This window comes from Limnovirga soli (assembly GCF_013106755.1).
Classification (GTDB): domain Bacteria; phylum Bacteroidota; class Bacteroidia; order Chitinophagales; family Chitinophagaceae; genus Limnovirga; species Limnovirga soli.
In genome coordinates, this window is the sequence record NZ_WHPF01000010.1 from 138,831 (window position 1) to 152,303 (window position 13,473).

Annotated in this window: 8 protein-coding genes; 6 read left to right on the forward strand and 2 right to left on the reverse strand. The window is 35.9% G+C overall.

The window, feature by feature from the left end; genetic code table 11:
* The first annotated feature begins 279 nt into the window (after positions 1-279).
* The 4 genes from GD597_RS14915 (at position 280) to GD597_RS14930 (ending at position 4,926) form a co-directional block, all read left to right on the forward strand.
* Entirely contained in the window at positions 280-1,338 is a 1,059-nt protein-coding gene (locus tag GD597_RS14915; RefSeq protein WP_171608681.1) for a porin, read from the forward strand.
* A gap of 53 nt (positions 1,339-1,391) precedes the next feature.
* Positions 1,392-2,906 carry an ammonium transporter gene (locus GD597_RS14920; protein ID WP_171608682.1) on the forward strand — a complete coding sequence of 505 codons (1,515 nt, stop codon included), beginning with the start codon at positions 1,392-1,394 and terminating at the stop codon, positions 2,904-2,906.
* Between the two features lie 135 nt (positions 2,907-3,041).
* Positions 3,042-4,289 (forward strand): Na+/H+ antiporter NhaA, encoded by a 1,248-nt coding sequence (gene nhaA, locus GD597_RS14925; protein ID WP_171608683.1) that lies wholly within the window; start codon positions 3,042-3,044, stop codon positions 4,287-4,289.
* A 367-nt stretch (positions 4,290-4,656) separates the two neighbouring features.
* The gene (locus GD597_RS14930) at positions 4,657-4,926 is read left to right on the forward strand and encodes a hypothetical protein (protein ID WP_171608684.1); all 270 of its coding nucleotides are present in this window, start codon (positions 4,657-4,659) and stop codon (positions 4,924-4,926) included.
* Between the two features lie 495 nt (positions 4,927-5,421).
* On the opposite strand, the gene GD597_RS14935 is transcribed toward GD597_RS14930, so the two are convergent.
* Positions 5,422-6,921, reverse strand: coding sequence for an OmpA family protein (locus GD597_RS14935; protein WP_171608685.1), 1,500 nt, complete (start codon positions 6,919-6,921; stop codon positions 5,422-5,424).
* Between the two features lie 198 nt (positions 6,922-7,119).
* On the opposite strand from GD597_RS14935, the gene GD597_RS14940 reads away from it, so the two are divergent.
* Positions 7,120-8,082 carry a polyprenyl synthetase family protein gene (locus GD597_RS14940; RefSeq protein ID WP_171608686.1) on the forward strand — a complete coding sequence of 321 codons (963 nt, stop codon included), beginning with the start codon at positions 7,120-7,122 and terminating at the stop codon, positions 8,080-8,082.
* Entirely contained in the window at positions 8,082-9,791 is a 1,710-nt protein-coding gene (gene recJ / locus GD597_RS14945) for a single-stranded-DNA-specific exonuclease RecJ (protein ID WP_171608687.1), read from the forward strand. Before GD597_RS14940 ends, recJ begins: the two co-directional genes overlap by 1 nt.
* Before the next feature lie 243 nt (positions 9,792-10,034).
* Here the strand turns inward: recJ and GD597_RS14950 are convergent, their stop codons facing one another.
* Entirely contained in the window at positions 10,035-13,460 is a 3,426-nt protein-coding gene (locus GD597_RS14950) for a VCBS repeat-containing protein (RefSeq protein ID WP_171608688.1), read from the reverse strand.
* Positions 13,461-13,473: the final 13 nt, after the last annotated feature.

Below are 13,473 nucleotides of genomic sequence, written 5' to 3' on the forward strand. Positions count from 1 at the left end.
TGAATTTTCGAAAGATGAATAGGATTACTGGGGCACAAGTGTGCGACGCAAGAAAAGATGAATGTATATTTTTTGCCTGGTAAGTAATTACCGCTTTATTTCTGCTGTTTTGCCTGTTAATGCATTTGAATTCAGGCATATTTAACCTAATGATTTACACCAACTAACTAACTGATTGCCAATAAAGTAATATTGTTGAAACTACATGTTTCGCTTGTACTAGCCATAAGATAAAATCTGTGTCTGTATTTTTTTGTTCACTCTTAAACTAAAGCAAACATGTTAAAACGAATTCTTTCGGCAATGATTTTAATTGCTACTCTAAGTAATGTAAACGCACAAGACTCCTCTGCTCCGGCTGCTCCAGCCACAAAAATTTCGGGTTATGTAGATGCATATTTCCGTTACAACTTAAACGACCCAAAAGAAAGTTATAATACTGGTGGCACCAGTTTTACTAATTCTCAAAATGCTTTCCAACTGGGTATGGCTTCTGTTAAAATTGAACACAGTTTTGGAAAAGTTGGTGCTGTTGCTGACCTTGGTTTTGGTACAAGGGCCAGAGAATTCTCCTACGCTGATGCTGATTATCTGGCCAATGTTAAGCAAGCTTATGTTACCTATGCTCCTTCTGACAATGTAAAATTTACCATGGGTAAATGGGCTACTCATGTTGGATATGAACTGGTAGACCCTACACTTAACAAAAACTACAGCATGTCTTACATGTTCTCTTATGGTCCGTTTAGTCATACAGGTATCAAGGCTGATTTTACCTTAGGTGGCGGATCTGGTTTGATGTTTGGAATTGCTAATCCAATTGACGTAACTGCACCAGCATCTGCACCAACCAAAACATTGCTTGCCCAATATAGTTATGTAGGCAGCAAGTTCTCGGCTTACTTAAATTACCTGGGCTATTTTGGTGCAAAAACATCAATTCCTACAGCTTCCAACCTGAACCAATTTGGTTTAACCATGACCGCTACACTTAGTGACAAATTCAGTATTGGCTATGATGGTACTGTACAATCTGTAAAAGACGAGGAAGACGATAAATCTAAAAGTTGGTGGGGTTCAGCCTTGTATTTTAATTATATGCCAACCGATAAATTTGCTCTTTGCCTACGTACAGAATATTTTGGCGACGAAAAATATGGTTTAAAAACCGGTGCTAATGTTTTTCAATCAACACTATCTGCAAATTTCAAAGTAGGAAGTTTTCTTATTATTCCAGAAATCAGGTTGGATAATGCATCTCAGGAAATTTTTGAGAAAAAAGGTGGTACAACTAAGAGCACAGCTACCGGAATCCTTGCAGCTGTCTATGCATTCTAAGGTGAATCGATGGATTGTATTACAGTAAATAACACTCAAAATAAATAGTTAATATGAGAAAAATATTTTCACAATCCTCTTACATATTAGCATCATTATTAATAGTAATGCTAATTGTAGCAGTGGTTCCAACCTTTGCCCAAGATGCTACCGGTGCAAACACAGGAACTATAAATGACATTACAGCCGCAACTCCAGGAAAGCCTACCACCGAGGAAATCGCAGCTCAAGCGGGTCATAACAAAATAGCAATAAATATTATGTGGACTTTGCTCGCAGGGTTTTTAGTAATGTTTATGCAAGCAGGTTTTGCATTAGTTGAAACAGGCTTTACGCAAAAGAAAAACGTTGCACATACAATGGGCATGAACTTTATGGTTTATGCAATAGGTATGTTTGGTTTTTGGATATGTGGTTTTGCTTTTATGTTTGGAGGAGCATTAAATGCTGCAACAATAGGTGGTGCACCTGGCGTTATACCGCATGAATATGTTATAAATATTTTTGGTCATGATTTTGGGATTCTTGGAAGCGTGGGATTTTTCCTAAACAGTGATGTATATGATGTTGGCGTATTCACATTATTTCTCTTTCAAATGGTGTTCATGGATACAACAGCAACGATACCTACTGGTTCTATGGCGGAAAGATGGTCGTTTAAATCCTTTATGATATTTGGCTTTTTCATATCTATGTTTGTATATCCAATTTATGGCAACTGGGTTTGGGGAGGTGGATGGCTGGCCACCCTGGGAAGCAACTTTGGGTTGGGTCATGGCCATGTTGACTTTGCAGGTTCTTCAGTAGTTCACCTAGTTGGCGGTGTTGCCGCCTTAGCAGGAGCAATTGTTATTGGCCCACGTATTGGTAAATATGGAAAGGATGGTACAGTAAATACCATCCCAGGCCACAATATTCCTATGGCAATATTAGGAACGTTTATCCTGGCTTTAGGTTGGTTTGGATTTAATCCGGGATCTACCTTAGCTGGTGGCGATTTCCGAATAGCAATAGTTGCTGTTAATACAATGATGGCAGGTACCGCTGGAACTCTATCTGCCTTAATTTACATGTACATAAAGGGTATGAAACCAGATCCAGGTATGTTATGCAATGGACTTCTTGCAGGTTTAGTTGCTATTACAGCACCTTGCGCATTTGTTAACTCTATTTCTTCAGTGATAATTGGTTTTGTAGCAGGTATTCTTGTAATTGTGGTATATAATTTCTTAGATAGAAAATTAAAAATTGATGATCCCGTAGGTGCATTTGCGGTTCATGGGGCTAATGGCGCCTGGGGTTGTCTTGCGTTAGGGTTGTTTGCTGACGGCTCATACGGAGATGGTTGGAATGGAGTTGCTGGTCCTGTAAAGGGACTATTTTATGGTGACTCTAGCCAATTTCTAGCTGAAATTATAGGTGTAGTTACTTGTTTTGTATTTGTATTTCCGGTAATGTACTTTTTCTTTAAGCTATCCAATAAAATCACGCCGATTCGTGTAAAAGAAGCTGATGAAATCGCTGGTCTTGATATACCAGAAATGGGTGTTGTAGGATATGTTGACTAGATTTCTCTCTATTTTCAATATGAATTATCTGTGCATTATACGGTACAGAAATCTTATAATATGCAGATAATTCATATGCTTTATTAGGCTAATCACTGAAAAACACCAATTTTTTTCAATACACATTTTTATTTTATGACTAAGCAATTTCACAAAATAAAAAATGTTCATCATCATTTTCTAACCCCCATTCGTGCCTTCCTTCAAGACAGTAGAGCAGTTGGCGTAATACTCATATTTTGCACGGCCCTATCGCTATTTCTTGCAAATACTGCTTCAACTCAAGCTTCCTACACAAATTTTTTTCAAATAAAACTCTTCATTAATTCTGGTAAATTAAATTTTCCAGATACTCCACTAAGCTGGATAAATGATATTTTTATGACACTCTTTTTCTTGCTTGTAGCAATGGAAATAAAAAGAGAGTTAACAATTGGAGAATTAGCTTCCATAAAAAAATCTTTGCTCCCTGTTTTAGCCGCAGTTGGAGGTATGGTCTGTCCTGCCCTAATCTTTAGTATTTTTAATGTAGAAACACAATTTGAACATGGATGGGGAATACCAATGGCTACAGATATAGCCTTCTCGTTGGGAGTACTTTCTTTGTTAGGAAAAAGAATTCCCATACAATTAAAAATATTTTTAGCTGCTCTTGCTATAATTGATGATTTAGGTGCTATCATAACAATAGCGATATTTTATACAAATAATATACAATTCTATTATTTGATTTGCTCTTTTGGTACAACTGGCATCCTAATACTTTTAAGTTTTTACAAAATTAAAAATCCGCTTTTATATATTATACCTGGAATTATATTATGGTATTGTCTTTTCAACTCAGGGGTACATCCCACAATTTCCGGAGTAATTGTGGCATTTACAATGCCATTAACAAATCTTGAAAAGCTGGAAAAAATCTTACATTTTCCTGTAAATTTTTTAATTATGCCTTTATTTGCTTTAGCAAACACGGCAATTATTTTACCCCATGAAGTTGGTAATACATTCACATCAAGCATCAGCTTGGGTGTGATGCTAGGTTTAATTGTAGGTAAACCTGTTGGCATATTTTTATTTTCATTTTTCGCCACAAAAATGGGTATAGCATCATTGCCATCCGGAACAAATTACAAGCAAATTTTCGGAATTGGTATGTTGGGTGGGATTGGATTTACAATGTCCATTTTCACTTCAACACTTGCATATGATATTGAATCACTACAAATAGTTTCAAAAGTATGTGTTATCTGTTCATCAATAGTTTCGAGTTTAATAGGCTTTGTTTTCCTAAAAAATTTACACCCTGTAATGGAAATTACCCCTGTTAAAAAGAAGTCCGCACGATTCATACCAATACCTTCAACAGATTTAGCAATGTAAATTATAACAAGATTTAATACCATATATTGGTTTCAAAATAGCTTTACTTTAATTAAATAAATTATCCTGGCAAAAATTCAAACAATGCTTAAACTCACAAATAAATTACATCAGATGCATTCCAAATGGTAATTCTATTTAAATAGAATGAATTTTTTAGCAAAAATTAACCATATTGAAAAATAAAATAATTCTAAATGTTATAATCCCTATATAAAAATTATTATTCTTAAATATATACTTTCCCTATCCGACTTTCACATTACTTTACGAAAATACATAGGTAGAAAAATACAAATTCTAGTTTTGCATGTCAAATACAATAATCATCATTTTAATATTTTCAATTTTTTTAGCTTGCTATTTTTTGGCGCGCAAGGACGACAAAATCATAGAATTAGAGCAACGACTTACCTTTTTGGAACAAAAAATAAACAAGAAACTAGTAAGTCGATTACTATTTGTAGAACTAAAATCTGTCAATAGTGTACTTGATACATTAAATAACTGCTTTTACGAAATTGATAGTGATGGCGATTATATTATAGATAGCGAATACCGTTTAGAAGATGTAACAGATGAATGGTGGGAGAGTTTATCAAAAGGCGATCTGGATATTGTAAACAAAATTAAATAATTAAAATCTGTTTTTAAAAAGCACCAAATTTCTATTCTTTACACCTTGAAACCCTTTATATAAATAGGGTTACTTATCGATCCATATTCATAAAAGTTAAGCATTCCAAAGAAATACATATTTAAAAATCTTATACTTAATAATTTTTGTTCGATTGTGGCACCTAAATTATTGTTAGAAGAATTTATAAAGCAAGATCTACCGGTACTAAATTCCATAGGAATCTCTGATAAAGGAGAAAAATGGTATAAAAATAAAAGTCTCGGGTATCTTTAAAAAGAATAAAATCTTTTGAAAAGAAAGCCGTATTGACGAGGCTTTTATCCAAAGATTAAACTCAGCAAGTTACTTATGCCAGTTTACATAGTTTTGTAAAATCAAATTGCTTTTGCATAAATTCCTTCCAAAGCCATTTTATCTTTATTGATAATAGCAAGCATAAAACTAAAAAGGCTCACCAATTGGTGAGCCTTTAAAAGTAATATTATACAAACTTTACTTTGACTTCTGTAAGTTAGGGAATGGAGCTGGAACTGTATTTGGACCAGACTGAGTTGTACCCATTAAATCTACAGTGTTAACGTCACCACCACCACTTAAATTGAAGATTAAACGGCTTTCAGAAATACCTTGTTTTTCAACTAAGTATTTGATAACACTATTTACACGATCCCAACTTAATTGCTGTGAACGTTTATTAGAAGCTTCGTAATAACCGTTAACCTGTACATTACAAGATGGGTTTGCATTCATCTGAGCAGCTACACTACTAAGAACGGCAGTAGCAGTTGGGCTTAATGCAATAGTACCAGATTTGAATTGTACGCTAGGTAAAGAACTGATTGCACAAACCGGAACCTGAGGTCTGTTGCGTAATTCAGCGCAGCAAGGAGGTTCTGGACATTTACCAATACCATCGGCATCAACTGGAAAACAATCACGACCTGTAAGAGGTTCTTTATCACGGAAATCAGGGATACCATCGCCATCTGTATCACGGCTAACACCATGACTATCTACAGGGCTTCCAGCAGGTGTATTTGGTTCCATATCAAATTGGTCAGTTACACCATCACCATCAGCATCAGGCAATACAACAGGAGGCATTTTCATGTGCTTAGGTGCATTTACCTCATTGTATATGTAATTATTTGGATTTAACCACCATAATGGTGCAACATTTTTAGCGGTGCTTCCCATGTTAAAATTAAATCTAACCTGAGAATATGCATACATATCACCACTGTTGCCTATTTTATTACCATCCAAGAAATCCTGTCCTAATAAAGGAGTTACAAATCTTTCTTCTACTCCAATATTCAATTTATCAGAAACTTTGAAAGCTATACCGCCACCAAAACTGGCAGCATGAAAAGTACCCCAGGCTTTTCTGTTGTTTAATTCAGTAGGACCGAATGAGCCAGCAAGGTTCTTTGGTTCATAATACAAAGTATGGAAACCTGCATCACCAGGTAAAGCCTGATAAGTTTTAACCCTAGAAGCTACAAAATTATAGCCAATAAAAGTGTAAATATCAGTTTTAGGATTACCCCTATAAGAAGAAATAGCATTTAAAGATGCAATTAAATCAACTCCAAGCATGTGAGTTTCATTCTGAGCACCCACTAAAGCTTTATAGTTAGGAATAGATACTTTTGATCCATTATAACCGCCACGAACAGAAAAAACATGGCTTAATGCCTTTCTGGCAGAAATACCACCAGATAAACCACCATTGTACTCACTTAAAGTACCTGGTCTATCACCAATGATAAATCCGTGACCTCCCGAAATTCCCAATTCCCATTGGCTTCTTGGTTTAGAAGGATAAGGATATTGATTATTAATAAATTCATTTTGCTGAGGCATGTTCTTCACTGATCTTTTTGAAGAATCTAATACCCAAGCATAATTAGCGTCGCCTTTTTGAGCGAAGGTTGAAGATGCTATTAGTCCCACAAGGGCTAAAAGTGTAATGCGCATTCTGCTTGCCATAGGTGAAAATTAAATTGTTTGTAAAGTTTCCCGTAAATGTTATTATTGCAAATTTAAAGATAGATAACGAAATACCAAATTTTTAAAGTTTATTTTATTGGTTTAGGTCGTTCTCTTCAATTATATTTCTTTATATCCTTGCAGAATACGCTTTTATTGCGTTTGTAAGAGTTATGTAGCTATCATATTATCATTAGAATGGATAAATTAACTCAGGTAATCAGTTCAGAGATTATTGCTTTTGAAAATTATTTTAAGGAAGCAGTAAAAAGCAGGGTGCCGCTTTTGGATAGGATAATGAGATACCTGGTTAATAGGAAAGGCAAGCAACTAAGACCCAAATTTGTACTACTTAGCGCTAAACTTGGAGGGCCAATAACAAATGCAACTTTGCGGGCTGCCTCTTTAGTTGAACTACTGCATACTGCAACACTAGTGCATGACGATGTTGTAGATGATGCAGACGAAAGAAGAGGATTCTTCTCTGTTAATGCCTTATGGAAAAATAAAGTAGCCGTGCTGGTTGGAGACTACCTCTTATCTAAAGGATTGTTACTTTCATTGGAAAACGATGATTTTGAAGTATTGAAAATACTTTCAGAAGCAGTAAAAATGATGAGTGAAGGGGAGTTATTACAAATGGAAAAATCCCGCAAACTCAATATTAGCGAAGAAATATATTATGAAATCATAAAGGGTAAAACAGCTTCTTTGTTATCTTCTGCTTGCGGTGCAGGAGCCTGCACCACTTTTTCTGATCCGGAATTAATCAATCGAATGAAATTGTTTGGTGAAAAAACTGGAATGGCATTTCAAATAAAGGATGATCTATTTGATTACGGTAATGAAAATGTTGGAAAACCAACAGGAAATGACATCAAAGAAAAAAAACTTACACTACCACTTATCTACACATTGAACAATTGTGATGTCGATTTGAAAAAGAAAATTATCAGCATCATTAAAAATGATAGTACCAATAAAAAGAAAGTGAGTTTTGTTATAGAGGCAGTACACCGGTCTGGTGGAATTAAATATGCCTACGATAAAATGTTTGCATTCAGGGATGAAGCTTTATCAATTTTATACGAATTTCCTGAAAGTGAAGTAAGAGACGCGTTGGAGCAACTTGTACGTTATACCACAGACAGAAAGTATTAATGAAAAAAAGATGGAAAATATTACCCCTGCCTAAAGAAAAAGTTGCCAGTTTACATGCAACACTTAAAATTAATAAAGCCTTATGTGCCATACTTGTACAAAGAGGCATAGATACATATGAAAAAGCCAGACATTGGTTTAGGCCACTACTAAGCGAACTACATGATCCCGGTTTGATGAAAGATATGCAACTGGCCGTAAACCGCATCCAACTTTCGATTGATAATAATGAACGCATTTTGGTATTTGGCGATTATGATGTAGATGGAACTACCGCTGTAGCCTGTATGTACCGCTTTTTAAAATCTGTTTATCCCAATGTAGATTTTTATATTCCCCATCGCTATAAAGAAGGTTATGGTGTTTCAAAAATGGGCATTGATTATGCAAAGGAAAATGCGTTTTCCCTGATTATTTCTCTTGACTGTGGCATTAAATCAACCGAGCTTATTACGTATGCAAAAACATTGGGTATAGATTTTATTGTCTGCGATCACCATTTGCCAGATGCTGAATTACCGCCTGCAGTAGCCATTTTAAATCCAAAGCAAAAAAATTGCAGCTATCCTTTTAAAGAGCTTTGTGGTTGCGGTGTTGGGTTAAAATTAATTCAGGCTTTATGTATAGTTTGGAAAATACCTGATACAGTATGGCAAAACTATCTTGACCTGGCTGCAACTGCTATTGCTGCTGATATTGTTCCTATTAATGGCGAGAACAGAATTCTGGCTTTCTATGGTTTAAAACAGGTAAATGAAAATCCAAGTAAAGGCATAAAAGCCCTGCTACAATTGGGCAAATTGGAAAAAAATATCCATATCAATAATCTAGTGTTTGTTGTAGCACCCCGGATAAATGCTGCTGGCCGGATGGATGATGCCCGCAAGGCAGTTCAATTATTTATTGAGGAAAATGATGAACAGGCTTTATGCTTTGCAGAAATGCTGCACCATGATAATACTGATCGCAGAGATGCAGACAGCACAATTACAGAGGAAGCAATTGCCATTATTAAAGATAATCCCACCCTTATAGATAAATATACAACCGTTGTGTATAAAGAACACTGGCACAAAGGTGTAGTAGGTATTGTAGCATCCAGATTAATTGAAAACTTTTACAGGCCCACTATTGTACTTACTAAAAGCGGAGACGTTGTTGCAGGAAGTGCACGCAGTGTACCGGGGTTTAATTTATACGAAGCCATTCATGCATGTAAAGAATATTTGCTTGGATACGGCGGCCACTTTGCAGCAGCTGGGATGACATTGACAGAAGATAATGTAGCCCCATTTTCTGCAGCTTTCGAGGCTGTGGTAAAAGCCACCATTACTCCAAATTTAATGGTGCCCGAAATTGTTATTGACAGTGAAATAAATTTCACCGATATTACAATGGCCTTTTACAATATTCTGTTGCAAATGGAACCTTTTGGACCAGAAAATATGAGGCCTGTTTTTATTTCCAGAAATGTTTCTGAAACCGGTTTTTCAAAAATTGTAAAAGAAAAACACCTGCGTTTTGTTTTAAAGCAAAACGATATAACCCTTACCGGCATTGCATTTAACATGGCTAATAAATTTGATTTACTACAACCAAACTCCCTTATAGATGTTGTGTATACTTTGGATTTAAATGAATGGAATGGCGAACAAAGCCTGCAATTAAGGGTATTGGATTTTGCTCCATCACCTAATATTTATTGCTGATTTTTTTTGTAACCAACCATCAGATCATTTATTAAACATCCGTTGCGTCGCACACTTGTACGTTCGGTACATAATCGGCAAAAAAAACAGTTTATTTTTACGGATTGACATCGGGTATCGCTTCTTATTTGCTGCAAAATATTCTACAGTACAAGAGTGCGACGCAAGTAAAGCCTGATTATTATTCAAATGTATGGCCCAAAAAAATGAAACTTTTACGCAATATTATGCGTACGATATAGATTATGGTTTGTTGTTTATTTGATAACACTTTAACCAATCATTATTTACACCAATGAACACTAATTGCCTGTTGCCTGCAGTGGTTAAGGTTTGCATTGATTTTACATCTCCGTTTACAATTAAACCCGTTTGCGTATTTGCTACATTGGAAAAAACACCTTTACCTATACCTTTTAAAAAGGTTCCATATGATGCATCATAACGGCCGGTGGAAATTTCTATCTGGTATTCATTACCTGCCAGCAACATATCAGTTTTACCATCTCCATCAATGTCTTTTATAAGCATTGCATTTACTGGTGCAAACTGCGCCTGTATTGGCAGTACGTGGTAAATGTATTTGCCAGACCCCGTATTTTCGAACCAGGCGCTGGCAGTGGTGTAGCATGTTAACCTTATGAGACCTGTTGTATCAATAGACTGTAATAGTTGCTGCATATTAATATTGGCATAATCTTCGTTTAAAAGATATTTCTTTTTTATGGCAAGCACCTCTTCTGCAAACTGCGTTCTGTCTATACCAGGAAATTCATCGTATTGCCCTTTTTTGTTTAACATGTAATATGCCGGAATAAGGTCGATAGAACCATTGCCATCGATATCCTTTGCATACAAATTATAAGGCCTTCCTTCGGCTATGCGGTATTTATTGTTTTGGCCTATATTACCAGCTACAATATCCATATCGCCATCATTATCCACATCAGCCACTTGTAAAGAACGCCAAAGGCCAGATTTATCCGAAACACCTTCCACTTTTGTTTGTTCCTGCAGTTTGCCTCCTGTATTTTTAAATAGCCTAATAGGCATCCATTCTCCACATAAAATCAGGTCGGGTAAATGATCGTTATTAAAATCTGTCCATACGGCAGCAGTTAACAAACCAGGATTCAATAGGCTGGCACAAACTGATTTTGTTACATCAGTAAATACGCCATTATTATTTTGTAAAATATAGCTACGTGGTGCAAGCGGATACATATTGGGCAATATGCGGCCACCCAGAAAAATATCCAAATCTCCATCGCCATCATAATCGGCTACGGATAATGCCTGTGCAATAAGGTGGATTGAATCTGCAAATGCCTTTTCATTAAGTGTATATTGGGCATGTCCATCATTTAAATACAATCTTGGAATATTTAATGTAGAGCTGTTCCCATATTCGAGGCTGCCTTCGCTTATAAGTAAATCAAGGTCTTTATCGCCATCTGCATCAAATAATTCAGCAGCTATATCCTCACCAGTTTTTTCCTTTGCTATTAGATTTGTTGATTTAAAAGTGCCATTTTTTTGCTGTAAAAAAATACTGCCCGACTGGTAACTGGCGCCTCCAACAAATAGATCTGTTAACCCATCACCATTTACATCTCCTGTTGTAATACACGGACCTAATTGCGAATACTTCTGGGGTAAAACACGCTGTATACCAAAATCGAAATAAGAATTTTCATTGTGCTTAAAGGTCAGATTTACCGCTGTATTAACGTTTGTAAATAAGGGCATGTATGGCTTTTCACTAATAGAATCAGGTAAAACTGCATTTATATAACTAACCTGCAAAACCTGATTTGCGTTTATTTGCTTTAACCATTGTACGTTTCCTCCAGGCCAGATTATTTTTAATGAATCTGCATACTGGGCATTTCCGATACCAAAATGAAGTGCAGAGGAAACAGAAGATAAATAACCCCTTGCCGGATATTGTTCTGCCATTTGTTCCTTACCATCTGCATAAAGTATTGCCTTTACACCAATTCCAAAATCATTGCCTGCTGTACCTTTTAGCTGTACATCAACAAAATTATGTACGCTATCTTTTATTGATTTACGTAATTCATTTTTCCAGATAAAGGCAGGCTGATTCATATTATTCACTACCAAATCAAGATCACCATCATTGTCTAAATCAGCATAAGCAGCACCATGAGAAATGGAAGGTGATGCCAAACCGGCCGCCTCTGTACTATTAGAAAATGTAAGATTGCCGTTATTATGATAGAAGTAGTTATTTATTTTGATACTGCCATATGCATCAAGGTCTTTGCGTAATGAAGTAACGCTGTTTTTATCTTCTGTATTAGGGGCCATTTCGCCTTCAGCCATTGCAGCTTCTCCCCGGGAACTACGAAAAAAAAGAAAATCATTATTGGTAAGATCTTTTGCAATGCCATTGGTTATATGAACATCTTTCCAGCCATCGTTATCAAAATCGGCCATTAAAACACTCCAACTCCAATCAGTTTCGGAAATGCCTGAAAGTTGAGCTATCTCACTAAAAAAAGGTTCTTTGGCATTATTTACCTCTCTGGTTCCATTATGCAATTGGAGCATATTACGCGTAAACTGCGGCTGATAACCGCCAAAATTTTGCTCCATTTCATAACGCTCCGGGTTTGATCCTGCAAACATGGTTTTTTTACGGTAATTGGTTTCCGGCATCATATCAAGCACTGCTATATCGGGCAATCCATCATTATTCATATCTGCTGCATCAACACCCATACTATTATAGCTTTGGTGATAAATAGCATCAGCAATTATGTTGGTAAAACTGCCGTTTTTATTGTTCAGCCATAATAAATCGTTGCTTACAAAATCATTGGCCACATAAATATCTGGCCACCCATCCTCATTTAAATCACTTATACAAATACCCAGGCCATATCCATTTTCTAAAATGCCAGCGTTAGTAGAAACTTCTTTATAATAAGGATGATCAGTTCCTGCTGCAACCCCTTCATTACGATATAATTTATCCGCAGCCATTAAACTGCCTTTTATATCTTTTACAACAATATCATTGGGCTGGTTTTGAAATACATTATGATTCATGAGGTACATATCCAGGTCTCCATCATTGTCATAATCAAAAAAAGCAGCCTGAGTAGAAAAGCCATCATTATCTAGTCCATAGGCCGCAGCTTCTTCAGTAAACCTGAGGCCGGGATGGTTGATAAATAAAAGGTTCTTACGCTTTTGAGGATCACGGCTATGAGACACACATACATATATATCAGGCAACCCATCGTTATTAATATCAACAATACTTACTCCTGTGCCCCATGTACTGGTGGTAATACCTGCCTTTTCAGAAATATCTTCAAAAGCAAAATTGCCCTTATTAATATATAGCTTGCTGCTTACCTGGCCACCCACAAAAAAAATATCCTGTAATCCATCCTTATTAAAATCGGCCACGCCAACTCCAGAACCTATATAGATGTATTGGTTGCTTACAAAATTTACTGAATCACTTTCGGTAAGTGTATTATTAAAATCAATATTACTGGTTGCAGCATCTACCAAACTAAATTGCAATCCCTCTTTGGTGCCCGTAACTTTTTCTTTACAGGAAACAATAAAAGAAAAAGCAAAAAAAATCAGTAAAGCTTTCTCAAAAACCTGCCTTATCATAATAAACATGATAGTAATAATT